Source organism: Pradoshia sp. Z4_20, from assembly GCF_058216035.1.
This window is the reverse complement of record NZ_JBZAJD010000005.1, coordinates 83227-103730: the sequence shown is the minus strand read 5'-3', so window position 1 is coordinate 103730 and position 20504 is coordinate 83227. Positions and strand designations below refer to the sequence as shown.

Genomic DNA, 20504 nt, shown 5'->3' with positions numbered 1-20504 from the left:
GAATAAAATATATATCTAAATAATAGTTTAGTACGGTGCGTCTTATTTACTAAAAAGGGAGAGTTCAATGAATAAAAGGTATAAACAACCAATTAGAGTTATGGCAACATCCGTTCTTCTATCTACTGGCTTGATTTTTGGGCCTGAAATTGGATTGAAGGATAGTTTTTGGGAATTAAAAGTAGAAGCAGCTGCGGAGACATATTACAAGACAACAGCTAATTTGAACTTGCGAAAGTCTGCAAGTAAGACTGCATCAATTATTACAACGATTCCAAAAGGAAAACAAGTTATATACTTATCAAAAAGCGGCAGCTGGTATAAAGTGAAATATGGAACAAAAACGGGTTATGTCAGTTCTAGCTATTTAAAAGCAGTTTTGCCAACGAGTACATCAGTATACACAACGACAGCTAATCTGAATTTACGCAAATCAGCTTCAACCAGTGCGGCCATCATTACGACTATACCAAAAGGAAAAACAGTTTCGTATCTTTCAAAAAGCGGCAGCTGGTATAAAGTGAAATATGGAACAAAAACAGGTTATGTAAGCTCAAAATATATCAAAGTCACTAAAAAAACGAGCTCCTCTGCCTCTGTTTCGATTAAGTCGACTAAATTTAAAACGACAGCAAATTTAAACATGAGGTCAAAAGCATCAACAAGTGGCACTCGACTCCTTACCATACCAAAGAATAAAATGATCACGGCTACGGCAAAATCAGGCTCATGGTATAAGGTCTCTTATAGTGGTAAAACAGGCTGGGTAAGCAGTTCGTATATAAAAGAATACAATCAAACTACGACTATAAGTACCACTTACTATAAGACGAATGCGACAAGCTCCTTGTATAGCGCTGCCAATACAAAAAAAGCTGCAATCTATTCCATACCAAAGAATAATATATTTACATCTACTCAAAAGGTAGTTAATAGTATAGGAGAAACCTGGTATCGAGTTTCCTATAAAGGGAAGAATTATTTCATAAAATCCGGGTCTGTAAGTAAGGTGTCTGCAGCTAAGGTTACTAGTACTTCCTATACGGCAAAAGAAGCGACGTATTTATATTCCTTTGCTGGGGAGAAACATGGAACATTGGTTGCTATCCCTAAGGGAGTCAAAATAACAACCACTTATAGAATTGGGGATTGGTATAAAACAACGTATAGAGGAAAAACGGGTTATATCAACATAGCTAAATTCTCGAAAACGGTATCATCAACAGACACGTCAATTACAGCTACAAAGTATAAGACGACGGCCAATCTGAATTTACGAAAGACAGCGTCCACTTCCGGAGAAAAATTGGACACTATTCCTGTAAATACAATCGTGACGGCCACAGCAAAATCAGGAGATTGGTATAAAGTGAGCTATAATGGTCAAACTGGTTGGGTTAGCGGCACTTATTTGGTTGCATATAGTAGTACCTCAAGCAACACTCCGAGCGGTTCTACTATTACTGAAACAACCTATTTGCCGATTGCTGATTTGAATATTCGTGCCTCCGATACGACATTGTCTACTAAAATCGGTTTAATCCCCAAATACACACAAGTAAAATCAACCTATAAAACCAGTGAGGGATGGTATCGGGTAACGTATGATGGAGTAACAGGCTATGTATCAGGAGATTACTTAATTACAAAAGCGAACTACGATAAAATGAACTCTTATGAAGCGAATAAGAATTCCTTTATACATATGGATTTGCGTACGAAGTCCTCTGTTACAGCTGCACAAATTAATACTTATATTGCGAAGAATGCAACATCGAGTAATAGTGTCCTCTATAACAAAGGCTCGGTGTTTATCACTGCCGCCAATAAATATGGCCTAAATGCCTTGTATTTAGCAGCACATGCGATTCATGAAAGTGATTTTGGAAAATCGACGATTTCTTTGGGGAAAAACAATTTATTTGGTTTTGGATCCTATGATCTAGCACCATTTGTAGGCTCTGTAAAATTTTCCTCCATTGATGAGAATATTCTCTTTATTGCACAGGAAATGAAGGCGACTTATTTAAATCCATCTAACTGGAAGTATCAGGGGGCAACACTTGGATATACCATTAAGGATGCCAATGGAAATCGGAGTGCAGATTTAAGTAAAGGAATGAACTTTTACTATGCCAGTGATTCCAATTGGGGAAGTAAGATTGCCAACCATATGTCCGAGATTTTAGCTTACAGTAAGGAAGGGGCAGTCAGCCAAAGTGCAAATACGACAGTACCAGTCAAGCCAAGCTATCCAATTGGCAAGGATGTATTTCCGACAGGTACAATTGCTGTTGCCAATTCTTCTATAAGTCTAAGAAATGAGACAAGCAGCTCTGCGACTGTGGCAGCAACAATTGGAAAGGGTGAAACCTTTAATCTATTGGAAAAATGGAATGATTACTGGTTGACAGTCAATTATAAAGGCAAGAAATATTATACAAATACGGTCAGCTTAAGCAAATATAATCAGTATATGACTGTTAAAAACTTAGCTCGGGTGAGTGTCAGTGGTTCGAGTACCCTGAATGTACGGGCAACAGCGAGTACTGTGGGCGCTATATTGGGATCATTGCCAAATCATCAATATGTCGAGCTTGTGGTGGATTCAAGTAAAAACCCAATTAAAAGTGGATCTTGGTATAAAGTTAAATTATCAAATGGAACACAAGGCTGGGTTTCTTCTGCTTATCTAACGATGGAATTAAATAAGTAATATCTTTAAAAGTTGTCGGAATTCTGACAACTTTTTTTGTTTACATCAAGGGGATTTTGCATTTTTTGACCATCAAATCACTTTAAACTAGGCACAAGCTCTATCAAATTAGGATCGTTCAGACTTCCCCAGTAAAAATAGGTAGATATAATCTCTTAATTTTTGTATGATTTTGTTAAATGATATTATTTCTATTTAAGGAATTAAATGTTAATAATCTAGTCTTATGGATTTAGTAAGTATTCTAGTTTGAAATGGGGGTAAACAAGTGATTTATGCAGAGATTCTGGCAGGTGGGAAAGGTACTGAATGGGTAATACCTTACTGCAGCTATACCCATTTATAATGCGGCCAGGCATTTAAATGGAATTAATCAAAGCAATAAAGTAGGTTCGTTTCGATTAAGCTATACTGTGCGCTCTTATTTTACATAAAAATTCGACAATATATCTCTCGATGTAAAACTGCCGTCTACAGTTATGAATAAAATGGTGGAGGGGTTGGGATGATGAAAGCCAGGCAAATATAAGCGATGTTTACAATATGCGCGGCCTTCTGTGAGTTCTATTGTCGTTCATCACTATACAGAAAGTGGAGTAGAATAATTAACAATCTATCCCAGTGTAAAAGGTTGGTATGAACTACGCCCGGTGGATACGGACGGAGTAATGAATACAGAATTTGTTCAAGTGAGTGATGTTGACTATTAAGGAGGATGGAAATGAAGGGAATTATATTGGCAGGCGGAAGCGGTACCCGACTATATCCATTAACCAGTGCTATTTCTAAACAAATGCTGCCGGTTTACGATAAACCGATGATTTATTATCCTTTATCCATATTGATGCTGGCAGGTATAAAGGAAATCTTAATCATTTCAACTCCAGAAGATACATCACGTTACGCACAACTGTTAGGAGATGGTTCCAATATTGGCATAAGCCTTTCCTATGCTGTACAAGAAAAACCGGAGGGGCTAGCACAGGCTTTTATTATCGGTGAAAGCTTCATTGGCGAAGATTCTGTTGCGCTCATTTTAGGGGACAATCTATTTTATGGACAGGGATTATCCAAAATGGTACAAAAAGCGGCATCGAAGGAGTATGGAGCTACTGTATTTGGCTATCATGTACATGACCCAGAACGCTTTGGTGTAGTAGAGTTTGATAATCAGATGAAGGCTATATCCATAGAAGAAAAACCAAAGAATCCGAAAAGCAATTATGCTGTGACAGGTGTCTATTTTTACGATAATAGAGTGGTAGAATATGCGAAAAGAATTGAGCCATCTGCCAGAGGAGAATTGGAAATTACAGATTTAAACAGCATCTATCTTGAAAATGGCGAGTTGACCGTAGAAATCATGGGACGTGGTTTTGCCTGGTTGGATACAGGTACGCATGAGAGCCTGCTCGAAGCTTCCACATTCATAGAAACAGTGGAAAAAAGACAACGGCTTAAGATTGCCTGCCTAGAAGAAATCGCCTATCGAATGGGCTATATTGATGCTGAGCAGGTCAGACAATTGGCTGAACCACTTTCGAAAAATGAGTATGGACAGTATTTAATGAGGATGATCGAGCAAGATCAAATGGCGCCTAAAGAAGAGGTGGAATTATGAATGTTATTGAAAGCCGGTTGAAGGGTGTTAAATTAATCGAACCTGCCGTTTATGGTGACCATCGTGGTTTCTTTACGGAAAGCTATAATGAAAAGCTATTTCATGAACATGGCATTCTTGATCGGTTTGTTCAGGATAATCATTCCCTTTCAAAGGAAGCCGGCGTATTGAGAGGGATGCATTACCAATTGGAACCTAAGGGCCAAACCAAATTAGTACGTGTGGTAACAGGAGCAATCTATGATGTAGTGGTAGACATACGAAAAGGATCGCCAACTTTCGGGCAATGGGAAGGATTTATTCTCAGTGAATTTAATAAGCGCCAATTATTCGTTCCAAAGGGGTTTGCACATGGATTTTGTACCATTACGGAAAATGTAAATGTACTTTATAAGGTGGATGAATTATATTCACCTGAACATGACCGGGGAATTGCCTGGAATGATGATGAGCTAGCTATTAAATGGCCAGTTTCGGTTCCAATTTTATCTGATAAGGACCAAAAACATCCGATGCTTCATGGAGCTGATTATAATTTTGTTTGGGAGGATGCCTAATGAACATTTTGGTTACAGGAGGAGCGGGCTTTATTGGAAGTAATTTTGTCCGTCATCTATTAACTACCTATCCTGATTATCGAGTTATTAATTTGGATTTACTAACTTATGCGGGTAATATACATAACTTGGATGATGTGATGGAGAATCAAAATCACTATTTTGTCCAAGGGAATATCACGGACCGTGAGCTAATCAAAAGCTTAATCGAACAATATGATATCCAGGCAATTGTTAATTTTGCGGCTGAGTCACATGTGGACCGCAGTATTTTGGATCCAGGAATATTCATTGAAACGAATATTCAGGGAACATTGGCTTTATTGGATGCAGCGAAGGAATGTCATGTACAAAGGTTTTTACAGGTATCGACGGATGAGGTCTATGGATCGCTGGGGGAAACAGGGTATTTTACGGAAGAGACACCGTTAGCACCGAACAGCCCATATTCAGCAAGTAAAGCAGGAGCAGATATGCTCGTCCGTGCTTATCATGAGACTTATGGCTTGTCGGTTACTATCACACGCTGCTCAAATAATTATGGGCCTTATCATTTTCCTGAAAAATTAATTCCATTGATGATAACGAATGGAATAGATGGGGACATGTTACCGATTTACGGAAATGGAGAGAATATCCGCGATTGGCTGCATGTTACCGATCATTGTGCCGCGATAGATTTAGTGCTCCATAAGGGGAAAAGTGGAGAAGTGTATAATGTTGGCGGTCATAATGAGCGGACCAACAATGAGATCGTTCAAAAAATTGTAGAGCATCTCGGTCTCTCAAGTGATAGGATTCACTATGTAGAGGATCGGCTCGGGCATGATCTCCGTTATGCGATTGATCCCACAAAGCTCGAAACTGAGCTAGGCTGGAAGCCAAAGTATACCTTTGATACGGGGATTGTGGAAACAATTGATTGGTATGTCAATCATGAGGAATGGTGGCGTCCATTAAAGGAACGCGCCAAACTGGGTAAATAAGATGAAGATACTAGTAACGGGAGCGAATGGCCAACTCGGGACTGAAGTTGTTACCCTGCTAAAGGAGGAAGGGATACACACGGTATTCCCCTTTATTAAAGAAGCGTTGGATATATCTAATGAACAGGAAGTTTCCGAGATCATATCTTCCATTCACCCGGACTGGGTTTTGCATTGTGCAGCTTATACGGATGTTGAAGCTGCGGAGGAAGAAGGCAGGGAAGCGAATTGGAGAATTAATAGAGATGGATCTGCTTATATTAGTAAAGCGGCAGCGGAGACTGGGGCTCGAGTTATTTATTTAAGTACAGATTATATATTCGATGGAACAAAAGAGGCAGCCTATTTACCGTCAGATCAAACAAATCCTATTAATCAATATGGTGCGGCTAAACTTGCAGGTGAAGAGGAAATTTTAAAATACAGTCCTTCTGCCTATATCATTCGTACTTCTTGGATATTTGGAGAACATGGCCGTAATTTTGTTTATACCATGCTAAATTTAGCTAAGAAAATGGATACGATTAAGGTGGTCAATGACCAATATGGAAGGCCGACCTATGCGCATGATTTAGCGGCATTCATGGTTTATATTGTGAATCATGAAGTCGAGACAGGTGTCTATCATTTTTCGAATGATGGAGTGGCGACATGGTTTGAGTTTGCTAAAGAAATATTAAAAGGTGAACAGGTAGAGATTTTGCCAGGGACATCTGCTGAATTGCCGCAAAAGGCTGCAAGGCCAAAGCATTCTGTCCTGTCCTTGGATAAAGTAAAGGATACAGGTTTTATCATACCAACCTGGAAGCATGCACTAGAGCGCTTTATGAAGCAAAGAGTCCATTGACCGATCTGATCATGACAAACTAAAAAGCTGCGATTATTCTAAAAAACGGATAGTGCGCAGCTTTTTTAGTTCTGGTGATTTATTTACTCAAGCTTTATCTATTTGTGACCAAGTATTTGCTAGAAGTCTTAAAGGAAAATGCGAGAACTATTTTCTTTGTCAGCCATTCCATTAAGAAAACTATAGAATCAACTATAAAATGAGAGTGTTGATTACATGAGCTAGGCTATAAATACCTATACTTAATTAGAGTGCGCCTAAGAAGATACGTTTTCTTAGACAGCTAATTTAAGATCCTATAAATTAATAGTTATAGTACCAACCGTTATAGGCGTACTCGTATTTATTCCCCAGTTCATCCTTATAGGATAGTACATACATTAAATCGATATAACTATTATCAGCAAAGAGATTGTCAGGTACAAGATAATTCAAGGTGTTTTGCCCTATTTGGAAGTTATATGTTTGCTGATCATAATAGCTACTAAGATTGCCGGAGTTATAATGATTATAATCATAGACAGTTAATTGCATCTCTGTATCTTTTGATAAGTTTGTTACTATATCGATGCCCGTATTATGTGTATCTACGGAATGACTTTGAATCCACTCTGGATATTCCTCATAATAATTGCTTAAGATAGAGCCGGTTACTTTTGTTTCTCTGCCCATCTCTGTTTTGGCTTTAATAACGTAATTGAGAGGTTCGTAATACCAATAATCGTTGCCATCGTCACTTACTCCATCCCACGTGAAATTCTGAATTCCCGCCTCTTGTTTTACATTTTTGCTAATAGTCTTAACTAGAGAATCATCTCCGTCATAAATTTCAACCGTGACGGTAGCAGGATCAGAGAGTTTATAGAAGACTTCAATATCTGCTTCATTATACTCTTTAGATTTATTTTGTACGTGCTTCGGATACTCAACTTTAATAACTTGGCGATCCACATTAAGATTTGCACTGTATGTTGCGCTATTTGTATACTTGTCAATTGCGTTGATTCTGTAGGTATAAACCCCATCTCCTATATACTCACCACTAGAATTGGTTCCATTCCAAGAGAAATCATAGCTGCCAGCATTCAGGCTTTTATTTGTAAGGATTGTTTTTACAAGTGTCGAGCCTTTATAAACATTGATAGACACACTGGAAGCTTTAATGAGTGTATATGGAATAGCAACGTCCGTATTACCGGTGATATTCTTTGTTCCTTTGCCACTTACAAAATTAGCACGATGATCTTCGAGGTTGAAAGTTTTACTCTTAATCGTTTTTTTATTACCGATGAGATCTTTTAACTCATACTGCAAAACATAAATTCCTTCTGTAACAAATTTATTCTTACTGTCTGTTCCATTCCAACTATGTTGTATGGATGAAGGATCATACAATTTGTTAGTAACCAGTGTTTTTACTTTCGAACCCTTGCTATTCAAAACAGAAACAGTCATATATAGTTTTTCTTTGGATTTAAAGGTTGCATTCTGTTTATTCTTCTCTGTTGCTTTAAATGGGGTAGCTATATTATTTAGAGAGCCATTTATAGTCGTATCCACAGTGATACTTGATTTAACTGTTTTTCCTTTGACCTTCGTTAGAGAGATGGTTTCGAATGACAGTTTATAACTGCCATCCTTCACTAGCTTGTTACTGGAGTTTTTCCCGTTCCAAGTAATTGATTGTTTGCCACCTTTGATGGTCTTGCTCTTCATAATTGTTCCAACTGTTTTCCCCGTACTATCCAAAACTTTAACAGTTACTTTTGAATCTTTGTTAAGTACATAAGGAACTTTTATTGATGTAGTGACCTTGTGTGAAAAATTGGCAGCTTTACTGGTGACTGTTGGGGCTACATTATCCTTAACTGTCACAGTTTTGGTTTTATAAATGTTTTTGCTGCCTCTAGTCATTCTTGCAACAAGCGTATATTTTCCTGATTTGGCGTAGCTATATGATCCTGTCTTTCCGTCCCATGATGTGGAAATTTTCCCCCAACTCCACGGTTTATTGGAGACTAAACTTCTAACCAATTTTCCTTTGGAATCCTTTACATAGATTGATAGTTTTGACGAGCCATATGCGCTTACAGAGATGTTATGTTTATTTTTCCCTGTAGCAGTGAATTTTGTACTCGCGGTTATCGTTGATAACTGCCCAGGTGTATTTGACATTGCTTTGCTCGCATCAATTCGACCATATCCATATAAAGAATCCCAGCCTTTTTTCCCGAGGTCTTTGACAGATTTATTCATAATAATTTCTATTTGGTCTGGTGATAACCAAGGATTTTTAGAAAGCATTAGAGCAGCTACTCCACTTACTAAAGGAGCCGCCATTGATGTTCCATCCATATATTCATAAGAACTGCCGTTGACGGTAGAATAGATATCTTCACCAGGAGCTGAATAATTTATGTAGTTTCCAAAATTAGAAAAGTATGAATCGCTGTCTTTCTTATTAGTGGAACTAACTGCCAACACATGATTTAAAGCAGCTGGATAAGAAGTGTAGGAGGTGCTGTCATTACCTGCAGCTGCAATAATAATAGCGCCCTTCGAATGCGCATATGCCACTGCACTATCTACATATGAACTGTAAGAATAACTTCCAAAGCTTAAATTCAATACTCTTGCACCATTATTGACTGCATATATAATTCCATCACCAATACTATAAGCGTCTGCATATTGCCCATTGAAAACTTGAACAGGCATGATTTTAACCTTTGGAGCTACACCTGATATACCGATTGTGTTCTGAGTAGCTGCAATGATACCAGCTACATGGGTACCATGAGCTGCCGATGTTATCGTCGAGTTGTTGCGTACAATATTTTTTTGCTTAGTAATTTCCCCTTTTAGATCTGGATGATTTGTCTGCATTCCATTATCGATAACAGCAACTATGATCGAAGAGGATCCTTTTGATTTATCCCATGCTTTTGGCATATTGATTTTTGGTAAATGCCATTGTTTTTTATAATGTTTATCTTTTGGGGTATAAGCCGTTTTGTATAATATATTTGGTTCAACCAATTGAACGGATTTGTGCTTAGAGAGCCTTTTGGCAATAGAAGATAGGTCAGTATTTTTTACTACAGAGACTAAAGAATAATTTCCTGTTTCAGAAAAGGATAGCTCACTACCTTTAATGCTGTTGATGATTTGCTTTCGCTGACCCTTAGAAAGGACAGATTTAAACTTAACAATCAACTCTTGCTCTGTGTATTCTTTCTCATCCGCAGTACTGAATAATTTTATACCGCCTTTTTGAGCATTGTTCTGTTTTTGTAATGTTTCCGCAGCGTTTACATTGGCAGTGGAAACCATGAAACAAAACAAAAATACAATAAAGGCACTAATTCCTTTAATTAATGAATTCCTCATTCAATATCCCCCTAGTTTAAATGCATTAATTACAATAATCCCCTATTTATTATATCGGATAAATATGGTAATATTTAACTATTTTAATAGTTATACTTTGGATCTTTTTAATAGACTTTAATATGGATTCTTTTCTATAAAAATTGTTTTTAGTGGCTAATTGTCGAGTTAATAAAAAGTGTGGGTTGTATTTTGGCTTAGTTATTTTGCATTAGGTTGCTATGGTTAAAGTTAGCGGGGAAGTTGGCCTAAATTTTAATAGAATTGAAAATTATTTCATGGCGTATACAGTTTGAAGAATCTGTGCTGAAGATGTTGTGGATTTCCTGAGTTAAAACAGGAGTGGATATTTTTTTCACGTGTGCCTCTGCCGATAAGGAGGTTGCCAATAGACAGACAACGAGTACCGTGAGGCTGAATAGAACCTGGTATACTCTTTTCATAAATAACCCCTTCTTTGTCCAATATCGTATTGATTCATTTTACCTAATTGCAACTATAATTCTTGTTGTATTTTGTCGATAAAACTAAACTTTTTTCCTAAGATTTTAGACAAAGAAGGGGGAATTGAGTTCTTTTAGAATTAGAGGTCATGCTCGAGGTATAGCATTTCGCCTTCTTCTATGGATGCCTGTCCATTTGATAAATCCGTCATCCAGTCTATGAAGGCTTCCTTTGCGTCTTCCTCTGCGTAGGATTCAATCATGACTCGGTCCAGATAATGAATTTCGTTAATGGAATAGTGCGAATTTCGAAGTTCATTTTCAATTTTCCCGAGAAGTGTATAATCGAACGTGGATTTCATGATGCGCATTAATCTTCTTTCCACCACACCGGTTGCGTTAATTCCTTCAGAAGCTGCTCCGCCGTATGCGCGGATTAATCCGCCAGCCCCAAGTTTAATTCCTCCGAAATAGCGTGTCACAACCACCGCAGTGTCCTTCAAGCCCTTTTTCTTAATGACTTCGAGAATAGGGACACCGGCTGTGCCGCTAGGTTCACCATCATCATTGGCTTTTTGGATGAGGTCATTTTCACCGATCATATAGGCTGAACAATTATGGGTCGCATCCCAGTGCTTTTTCTTGATTGATTGAATAAATTGTATGGCTTCTTCCTCTGATTCCACGCGATTCACATAGGCAATAAAGCGTGACTTTTGGATGATTTGTTCAGATTCGCCATATCCCTTTACTGTTTTATATGAATTCAGCATTTAAACTGCCGCCTTTCTCTTTATATCCCTTCTAGTATACTTTATTATTCGGTTCGTACGACATCTTTATTACAGAAGAGTAATATGCTGTGATGGAGATGTGAAATAGTAAAAAGTAAAAAAAATACTGGTAATCGTGCTATAATTTAACTATTATGTAGTATTTCACTGGTATATTAACTTATTTACCCAATAATTTCTAAAAACACCCACAAAGGAAATTCGTGAAGACCGAACTATTTTATATGAATTGGTACAGAAGAAGCGGAGGATTCTTTTGCGTCAAACAGGAGGTAAGATTATGCGGGTACCTAAGCTGGATGGAAAGGCACTCGATAACATCCTTAATCATATGATCAGTACCGTGGACAATAGTAAGGGAGAAATATATGAAATAGGGGAACACTGTCAGCATGAATTTGCTCAACTTTCTTCTGAATTAGAATCTGTTAAAACAATGGTGCTGAAGGTCATTGCTGATGGGGATGAGCTTGATCAAAAGGCGCGTGAATCCCGTAAATGCTTATCAGATGTTTCCTCCCGTTTCAAGGAATTTACGGAGGTACAAGTGAGGGCAGCCTATGAACAGGCACATACGTATCAGGTTGACCTGACCATGAACAGAGAGCTGGAAAAACAGCTCCGTAAACGTCGAGATGACCTTGAAAGAAGGCTCATTAATCTAAAGGAAACTATTGATAGAGCTGAGAATCTCGTTTCGCAAATCACGGTTGTTCTGCATTATTTAACAAGTGACCTGCAGGACGTGTCTGAGGTTCTCGATATGTATAAACAGAAACAGGACTTTGGCTTTAAAATCATTGAGGCCCAGGAAGCCGAGCGCAAAAAGCTTTCTCGTGAAATTCATGACGGTCCTGCACAAATGCTTGCCAATGTGATGGTCCGTTCAGATTTAACGGAGCGGATATTCAGGGAACGCGGTCCTGAGGAAGCGTTGCTGGAAATAAAATCTCTGAAGCAGATGGTTCGGAGTGCGCTGGCTGAGGTTAGGCGAATTATCTATGACCTGCGGCCTATGGCCTTGGATGATCTTGGGCTTATCCCGACTCTGCGTAAGTATTTGCAAACCATTGGTGAATACAATTCAGAGATTGATTTTAAATTTCAGATTTATGGACAGGAAAAAAGACTTGAGCCGAATTATGAAGTTGCGTTATTCAGGCTTGCCCAGGAAGCAGTCCAAAATGCAATCAAACATGCGAATGCCAGCCTGATTCAGGTTAAACTGGAACTTTTGAATGATAAAGGGACATTGACTGTACGGGATAATGGCCGTGGATTTGAGCCGCATAAACAAAAGGAAGGTTCCTTTGGAATCATGGGAATGAATGAGCGTGTTGAGACACTTGAAGGAGAAATGACCATTCAATCAAGTGTGGGTGGAGGTACGCTTGTCTATATTCAGATTCCATTAAAGGCATCAATAATTGTGTAATTTTTTTATAAAATAGTTTTTTAGTTATATTTATTGTAAATGTTTGGAGTTTACTAGTAGTCAAGAATATAATTAGGATAATGACTACTTACTGTAAAAAGATGGGGGATGAGAGATAATGACAACTACAATTGCAATCATAGATGATCATCAATTATTTCGCGAAGGGGTTAAACGGATTCTCGATTTCGAATCTTCTTTCTCGGTAATCGCTGAGGGGGACGATGGCAGCGAGGCGATCTCAATTGTTGATACATATCATCCGGATGTTATCATCATGGATATCAATATGCCAAACGTCAACGGGGTTGAGGCAACAGGCCAGTTGATTGAGAAATTTCCGGATTCCAGAGTAATTATGCTTTCAATTCATGACGATGAAAACTACGTAACCCATGCTTTAAAAACAGGTGCCCGCGGCTATTTATTAAAGGAAATGGATGCGGATGCCTTGATTGACGCTGTTAAAGTCGTTGCAGATGGTGGTTCCTACCTGCATCCGAAGGTTACTCATAATCTAGTACGTGATTACAGAAGATTGGCAACAGATGAAGCAGCAAATGGCGATAATGTCATGAATGTCGAGATTCGCCGTCCATTGCATTTGCTGACAAGACGTGAGTGCGAGGTCCTTCAATTATTGGCTGATGGCAAAAGTAATAGAGGAATCGGTGAGACTTTATTTATCAGCGAGAAGACCGTTAAAAATCATGTAAGTAATATCCTTCAAAAGATGAATGTAAATGATCGTACTCAGGCGGTTGTATATGCGATTAAAAACGGCTGGGTTGAAGTTAGATTATAATAGATGATAGATTTAAGCGCCGACCAATTGGTTGGTGCTTTTTTAATCGGGATGGATTCTGTCAAACTGTCAGTTTATATATTTTTTTTCAATAGTGTATATACATTTTTCATATTTTGTTAAAGTTTTTAATAAAGATTAGGGTAGGAGAGGAGATATTGTGAATCAACCGTATACAATTAGAGATGCTAAAGAGAAGGATTTAGCACGCATCGTTGAAATTTATAATTCTACTATTCAGAGCAGAATGGTGACAGCTGACACGGAAATGGTGGATGTAGGAAGTCGCTTGGAGTGGTTTTTGAATCATACCTCTGAGAAAAGGCCTTTATGGGTTATGGAAAATGATGGTATGATTATAGGGTGGCTCAGTTTTCAGGATTTCTATGGACGACCTGCTTATCAAGCTACTGCTGAAATCAGTATCTATATTGACCCGGCTTATCGAAAAAAAGGAATAGGAGCAAAATTTTTAGACTATGCAATTAAGAATGCTCCCATCCTCAGGATTCATACATTGCTGGGATTTATTTTTGCCCATAATGAGCCAAGCATACGTCTATTTAAGCAATTTGGATTTGAAGAATGGGCTCATTTGCCTAGTGTAGCAGAATTAGATGGAGTGCAAAGAGATTTGCTGATTTTGGGTAAAAAAATATAGATTGAAAAGTTTAAAAATTACCATTTTAACCAATGTAATGCAAACAGACTGATTATGATTTAAAATGGAGAAGATAATAAGGAAAATCTCAATAATAAGGATGGTTTTCAATAATGAGAACTGCAATAGTTACAGATAGTACAGCTTATATACCAAAAGACCTGCGAACGCAATATGATATACATATGATTCCGCTAAGTGTAGTGTTTGGAGATGAAGTGTATCAGGAGGAGAATGAAATAACTGCTTCTGACTTTTATGAAATGGTCGAGCGTTTGGATATGCTTCCAACGACCTCACAGCCAGCAACCGGAAAATTCGTTGAAAAATATGAAGAGCTTGCGAAGGACTATGATGCTGTGATCAGTATCCATTTATCGAGTGGAATTAGCGGTACCTATCAAGGTGCTATTACAGCTGGAGAAATGGTAGATGACATTAAGGTTTATGCTTTTGACTCCGAGATCACTTGCATGATTCAGGGATTATTTGTACTCGAAGCAGCCAAAATGGCGAAGGAAGGCAAACATCCTGATGAAATCATCGCACGCTTGCATGAACTCCGCGAATCATCTAATGCTTACTTCATGGTAGACGATCTATCCAACCTGCAAAGGGGCGGCCGCTTAAATGGCGCTGCAGCTCTAATTGGCAGCTTGCTTCAAGTGAAGCCAATCCTGCATTTTGAAAACAAAGTGATTGTCCCTTTTGAAAAAATCCGTACGAAGAAAAAGGCATTAAAACGTATAGTCGAGCTTTTTGAGCAGGAATATAAAAAGGGTGAGCCTCTTCAGGCTGTTTTAATCCATGGCAATATTGAAGAGGAAGCGACTGAAATGTTAAATGAGCTAAAAGAGAAATTCCCTGAAGCGGAATTTAGACTAAGCTATTTTGGCGCAGTTATTAGTACTCACTTAGGCCAGGGAGCAACGGGACTTGGCTGGACAAAACGATATAATTAACTAGTAATATGGGGCTTGGCTGTTTGGCCGCCCCTTTTTATTTAAAAGGAGGTTTTCAATTTGAACGTGAAAGCATCCAGACACTCAACAGGATCCTCACCTATATCTCTGCAACAGCTCCTCATTGGTAAAGAACTCCTCATAACTGAAATTCCAAATGAATTAAAGGAACAATTGGATTTAAATGAACAAATTTATTCTGTGAGAGGGATTGAGAATGGTATATGCAGACGCTGCGGCAATACGGATTCCCGTTTGTTTGCAACATTCCCCCACAGTGCGTGTGGTGAAAACTGTCTGTATTGCCGCCATTGTATTATGATGGGCCGAATCAGCTCCTGCTCTACTCTTTTTGGATGGAAGGGGGAAATGCCTCGCTGGAGTCCTGAGTTAGCCCGGCTTCGTTGGGATGGTTCACTTTCCTTCTCCCAAAAGGAGGCTTCAGAAAAAATCATGGAAGCTGTCCGAAATCAAATGGATTTACTCATTTGGGCAGTATGCGGAGCCGGGAAGACAGAGATGATCTTTGCCGGTATAGAAGAAGCTCTTTTCTCAGGCAAACGGGTTTGCCTGGCGACTCCTCGTACAGATGTTATCCTTGAGCTTGCTCCAAGGCTGCGCAGCGTATTTCCAGATATTCCAATCGTAGCCCTATATGGTGACAGTCAAGAAAAACAGCTTTTTGCTCCATTTGTCTTATCGACCACTCACCAGCTAATGCGTTATGCCGATGCCTTCGAAGTGATGATTATTGATGAAGTAGATGCGTTCCCTTATTCCTTTGATCCTCATCTCCAATATGCGATTCAAAAGGCGTGTAAGAAAGATGCTGCTGTTATTTATTTGACGGCAACGCCTTCAAAACAGTGGCAGCTCGAATTTCAACAGGGTATAAGAAATGGAATTCTCCTCCCTGCCCGTTTTCACAGACACCCTATTCCTGTCCCCACTATGAAATGGGTTGGAAACTGGCAATCATCCATTCAGAAAAATAAACTCCCCAATCCTCTCTTGTATTGGCTCAAAACTGCTATCGAATGTAAGAACCCCTTTCTTATTTTTTTCCCGAATATCGCATTAATGGAAAAAGCCCTTCCTCTCTTTCAAGGCTATGCTCCTGAAATTCTTTCTGTCCATGCAGAGGATTCGGAACGTAAAGATAAAATAATGAAGCTGCGCAGAGGTGAGATTCAGGGCTTACTGACAACCACGATATTGGAAAGAGGCGTTACGATTCCTAAATTGAATGTAGCGGTGATTGGGGCTGAGGATGAAATCTTTACCGAGTCAGCACTCGTCCAAATTGCAGGACGGATTGGAAGAAGTAAGGACCATCCTCGCGGTGATTGTGTATATTTTCATTATGGAAAAACTAATGCCATGCTTGATGCGATTCAGCAAATCAACCAAATGAATAGAGAAGCTGTCAAAAGGGGGCTGCTGGATTGAAGATTTTCCAATCATCACTTTGTCTATATTGTCACAGCCCTATTCGTGAGAGTGCAGGCTGGGCGAATATCTTCTTTTTAGAGGAGGCTGATTTGCTCTGTCTGGCCTGTCGCTCCAGGCTTATTTCGATTCAGGGGAATACGTGTGTGATTTGCTGTAAACCGCTTCAGACGGGAGACAAATGTCCGGATTGTGAAGAATGGCTGGTGGATCCCATGTTTGGTCATGCACTTGATTATAATGTCTCCTTATATACCTATAATCCGTTTATGAAGGATGTGATTGCCCGATTTAAATATCGGGGTGATTATGAATTGGCACGTATATTTGCTGCCGAACTGCGTAAAAAAGCGCCGAAGGCTCATTTTGTCATTCCGATTCCGCTGAGTGACGAGCGCCTGAACGAGCGTGGGTTTAATCAGGCTGAAGCAATCGGTATGATGGCTGGAATGGTCTTGGAAAATGGGTTAGTTCGTGTACATGGTGAAAAACAGTCTAAGAAGAGTCGGTATGATCGTATCCACACTGAACAGGTCTTTCGTATCCATCCTAAAGCCTCAGATTTTCAGGACAAAACGATTCTTATACTGGATGATATTTATACGACAGGCACCACCTTGAGGCATGCTGGTGCGCTTTTAAAGGAGGCGGGGGCAAAAAGGATCATTTCTTTGACGATTGCACGATAATCTTTATCTTTGAAGAGAATATCCGATAAGTAATCTAAGAGCATTTCCTGAGGAGGTAAAGAATATGAATGAATTGACCAACTGTCCGACTTGCCAGGCTCTATTCGTGAAAAATCAATTCAGAGATGTATGTGAGAGCTGCTATAAAAAAGAAGAAGCCATTTATAATGACGTTTACCATTATATCCGTAAGCGTGAAAATCGCACGGCAACGATTGTTCAGGTGGTGAAGGCAACGGGTGTGGATGAATCTTTGTTAATGAAATTTATCAAGAGTGGAAAGCTGCGTATCACATCCAACCCTAATTTGGGCTATGGCTGTGAGCATTGCGGTTCCCTCATTCGCGAGGGCCGCTTTTGTGCAGACTGCAGGGAGGATCTTCAGGCCGACCTTATGAGGTATGAACGGGATGAGGCGCTCTATAAAGAGATAGAGGAACGTGAGCGTCAAATGACCTATTACCGAAAAACGCACTAAAAATAAGCATTTAGACCTGTTAAGTCCTTTTTGAACATTGCTTTTTTGTATGTCATAATTTTCATCACAGACAGTAAACAAATTACCCTTGATGTCGATACTAACAGTAGATAAGCAAGAAGGTCTTCTTGATGATCTGCCTGAGACATAATATGACTCAGATTAAAAGATCAACATAGACCTTGGAAGCTAGTGTGACGGAAGGGAAAGTGAGGAACGCGAAATGAAAATTAATCATCTTAATCAATATGGCGTAAATCCGTACCAAAAGGCAGTTAATAAAGCCGATACCTCCATGAAGCCTTCTCAGCTTGCCGATAAAGTGGAAATTTCCAGTAAAGCGAAAGAATTGCAACAGCTATCGAGTGTAGAAGTTGAGCGTCAGGCTAAAATAGACGAAATTAAAAAGCAGGTAGAGAACGGCACCTATCAAGTGAATGTCAATGAAACAGCAAAAGGCGTATTGGATTTTTACTCAAAAAACTAAACCTGAAGCCAGTATAAGGCTTGTACTGGCTTTCTTTTTTTATATGGGGTGAACTAATTAATGTCAGCTCAATCTATCATTCAAACCCTTCAGCAGCTGGTCGATCTGCACAGAGAATTGAACAAAATGGCTCAGGAAAAAACAGAGGCCATTAAAGCAGAAGAGTTAAAGTCGTTAAGCAGTCTGCTTGTTCAGGAGAGGAAGCTAGTCGTTGCGATTGAACGGCTTGAGAATGTGCGGCAGAGTGATGTACATGCCTTTCTTAGAGAAAAGGGCGTGCAGAATGGAACCGCACTCTTATCAGAATGTATTCAATATGCTTCGGAAAACGTGCGAACAGAACTTACCAGACTCGGTGCTGAATTGCGAGAAGAGATTATGAGTTTAAAAGAGCGGAATGAATTAAATCAGCAGTTAATCTATCAATCTCTTCAATTTGTGAATCTGAATTTAAATCTTATGTTACCAGAGAATGAGAGCTATACATACGACAGGCCACAGGATCCAGAGGGTGCAAGAAAACCAAGTAAATCGTTATTTGATTCGAAGGCCTAAAAAGAAACAGGGGGAGCATTTATGACATCAACCTTTCATGGGTTAGAAACAGCCAGGCGCGGACTGACGACTCAGCAGGCAGCTTTATATGTAGTGGGCCAAAACGTTGCCAATGCCAATACACTCGGATATTCACGCCAACGGGTTAACATGGGAGCGGAAACGGCTTACCCAAACCCGGGTATGAACCGCGAACAAATTCCTGGTCAAATGGGTACCGGTGTTAAAGCGGGCTCCATTCAGCGGGTTCGTGAAAGCTTTTTGGATGTTCAATATAGAAGCGAAAGCACGAAGCTAGGATATTGGACGGGGAGAGCGGAAGGGTTAAGCAAAATAGAGGATGTCATGGACGAGCTTAAGGGAACAGGGCTTAGTGATTCCATTGATTCATTTTGGCAATCCATACAGGACTTGGCCACCAATTCTGTCAACTCAGGTGGTAAAGCTGTTGTACGTGAGCGGGGAATTGCGCTGGCAGATACATTTACCTATTTGAATAGCTCCCTAAAAATGGTCCGCTCCGATTTGAAGAATGAATTGGATGTGACGGTTGAAAAGGCCAATAGCATGCTGGGAAGCATCGACCAGCTTAATAAACAAATTGCAGCGATTGAACCGCATGGCTATTTGCCGAATGATTTATACGATTCTCGTGATCTGTTGATTGATGAGCTTTCCTCCATGATGAATATCAAGGTCGATTATGTGAAAAACGGCGGCAATTCAGAGGCCCAGGCAATGGGATCGGCGGTCATAAAGCTTAACAATGGCACTGCTGAACCGATGACTTTGATTGATTCTACTGCAGTTAACCCTATTACTCTAACGTTTAATGGGGAGGATGGCGCTATGGATAGCATATCAATTGGTGGGAATGCAGTAACTTCAGCTGATTTTATTTCAGAGGGCAAGCTGCTGTCCCTTTTGCAAACATACGGATATACAAATGCAGAAGGAGAGTTGGCGGGGGATTTGCCAGATATGCTCAAAGAACTTGATCATATGGCTTATACCTTTGCGACAGAGTTTAATAAGGTTCATAAGGAAGGTCTGAGTGCGAAGGAGCTTGCAGCCTGGAAAACAGCTATCGAAAATGATCCAGCTGTGAAGATAGAGGATTTTAATGAAGATATTCTGTTTTTTACTGATGAAAATAATGCTGAGCCTCAGAACGTCAAGGGCTTTGCCAGCCGCATTCGAATAGCCGATGAAATAAAAGAAAGCTACGATTATATTGCTAATGCGTCCGTTGCTACTCCTAATGATGGTGATGCAAGCAATCTATTGAAGCTTGCGGATGTCTTTTATGAAAAGCTCAATTATAAGGATGCATTAGCTGACACTTCTCCAGCTGCTGAAAAAGAAAGTTTAGGCGCTTACCTGCAAAGTGTCATAGGGACATTGGCGGTTAAAACGGAGCAGGCGGATCGATTATCTGTGAACAGTGCGACCCTGCTGCAGAATGTCAGCGACCGACGTTCTTCCGTCAGTGCAGTTTCATTGGATGAAGAAATGACCAATATGGTTCAATATCAGCAGGCATATAATGCATCCGCACGAATGATTACGATGATTGATGAATGTCTCGATAAAATAATCAACGGCCTTGGCGTCGGTGGCAGGTAGGTG

The 20504-nt window shown here is 39.5% G+C and carries 17 protein-coding genes; 15 read left to right on the top strand and 2 right to left on the bottom strand.

The features are described from left to right. Positions 1-67 precede the first annotated feature (67 nt). From AC4BHP_RS13015 to rfbD, 5 genes are all read left to right on the top strand, one after another. Positions 68-2716, top strand: coding sequence for an SH3 domain-containing protein (locus AC4BHP_RS13015; protein WP_490552659.1), 2649 nt, complete (start codon positions 68-70; stop codon positions 2714-2716). A gap of 721 nt (positions 2717-3437) precedes the next feature. Beyond that, entirely contained in the window at positions 3438-4337 is a 900-nt protein-coding gene (gene rfbA, locus AC4BHP_RS13010) for a glucose-1-phosphate thymidylyltransferase RfbA (RefSeq protein ID WP_490552657.1), read from the top strand. Further along, complete coding sequence (rfbC, locus tag AC4BHP_RS13005; protein WP_490552655.1) at positions 4334-4894, top strand: dTDP-4-dehydrorhamnose 3,5-epimerase; 561 nt, start codon at positions 4334-4336, stop codon at positions 4892-4894. The genes rfbA and rfbC overlap by 4 nt, the downstream gene beginning before the upstream one ends. Continuing rightward, a complete protein-coding gene (gene rfbB / locus AC4BHP_RS13000; RefSeq protein ID WP_490552653.1) occupies positions 4894-5880 on the top strand; it encodes a dTDP-glucose 4,6-dehydratase in 987 nt (328 codons plus the stop codon). The genes rfbC and rfbB overlap by 1 nt, the downstream gene beginning before the upstream one ends. A 1-nt stretch (position 5881) precedes the next feature. Further along, a complete protein-coding gene (rfbD, locus tag AC4BHP_RS12995; protein WP_490552652.1) occupies positions 5882-6727 on the top strand; it encodes a dTDP-4-dehydrorhamnose reductase in 846 nt (281 codons plus the stop codon). A gap of 303 nt (positions 6728-7030) precedes the next feature. On the opposite strand, the gene AC4BHP_RS12990 is transcribed toward rfbD, so the two are convergent. After that, entirely contained in the window at positions 7031-10117 is a 3087-nt protein-coding gene (locus AC4BHP_RS12990) for a S8 family serine peptidase (protein WP_490552651.1), read from the bottom strand. A gap of 583 nt (positions 10118-10700) precedes the next feature. Further along, positions 10701-11333: a YigZ family protein gene (locus AC4BHP_RS12985; RefSeq protein WP_490552650.1), complete on the bottom strand. Its 633-nt coding sequence runs from the start codon at positions 11331-11333 to the stop codon at positions 10701-10703. Between the two features lie 301 nt (positions 11334-11634). Here AC4BHP_RS12985 and AC4BHP_RS12980 point away from each other — a divergent pair, with 301 nt between their 5' ends. From AC4BHP_RS12980 to flgK, 10 genes are all read left to right on the top strand, one after another. Then, on the top strand, positions 11635-12789 hold the full coding sequence (locus AC4BHP_RS12980) for a sensor histidine kinase (RefSeq protein WP_066106003.1): 1155 nt from the start codon (positions 11635-11637) through the stop codon (positions 12787-12789). A gap of 118 nt (positions 12790-12907) precedes the next feature. Further along, positions 12908-13594 (top strand): response regulator, encoded by a 687-nt coding sequence (locus AC4BHP_RS12975; protein ID WP_066106006.1) that lies wholly within the window; start codon positions 12908-12910, stop codon positions 13592-13594. Positions 13595-13754: 160 nt separating this feature from the next. Beyond that, positions 13755-14255: a GNAT family N-acetyltransferase gene (locus AC4BHP_RS12970; RefSeq protein WP_077248102.1), complete on the top strand. Its 501-nt coding sequence runs from the start codon at positions 13755-13757 to the stop codon at positions 14253-14255. 113 nt (positions 14256-14368) lie between these two features. After that, positions 14369-15217, top strand: a complete 849-nt coding sequence (locus AC4BHP_RS12965; RefSeq protein WP_066106009.1) for a DegV family protein — start codon at positions 14369-14371, stop codon at positions 15215-15217. A gap of 66 nt (positions 15218-15283) precedes the next feature. Then, positions 15284-16666 (top strand): ATP-dependent helicase ComFA, encoded by a 1383-nt coding sequence (locus AC4BHP_RS12960; protein WP_490552807.1) that lies wholly within the window; start codon positions 15284-15286, stop codon positions 16664-16666. After that, the gene (locus tag AC4BHP_RS12955; RefSeq protein WP_490552647.1) at positions 16663-17355 is read left to right on the top strand and encodes a ComFC family protein; all 693 of its coding nucleotides are present in this window, start codon (positions 16663-16665) and stop codon (positions 17353-17355) included. Before AC4BHP_RS12960 ends, AC4BHP_RS12955 begins: the two co-directional genes overlap by 4 nt. Before the next feature lie 64 nt (positions 17356-17419). Next, positions 17420-17833, top strand: coding sequence for a TIGR03826 family flagellar region protein (locus tag AC4BHP_RS12950; RefSeq protein WP_490552645.1), 414 nt, complete (start codon positions 17420-17422; stop codon positions 17831-17833). 223 nt (positions 17834-18056) lie between these two features. Further along, positions 18057-18320: a flagellar biosynthesis anti-sigma factor FlgM gene (gene flgM, locus AC4BHP_RS12945; RefSeq protein WP_490552643.1), complete on the top strand. Its 264-nt coding sequence runs from the start codon at positions 18057-18059 to the stop codon at positions 18318-18320. Positions 18321-18380: 60 nt separating this feature from the next. Then, positions 18381-18875: a flagellar protein FlgN gene (locus AC4BHP_RS12940; RefSeq protein WP_490552641.1), complete on the top strand. Its 495-nt coding sequence runs from the start codon at positions 18381-18383 to the stop codon at positions 18873-18875. Between the two features lie 21 nt (positions 18876-18896). Further along, positions 18897-20501 carry a flagellar hook-associated protein FlgK gene (gene flgK, locus AC4BHP_RS12935; protein WP_490552640.1) on the top strand — a complete coding sequence of 535 codons (1605 nt, stop codon included), beginning with the start codon at positions 18897-18899 and terminating at the stop codon, positions 20499-20501. Positions 20502-20504: the final 3 nt, after the last annotated feature.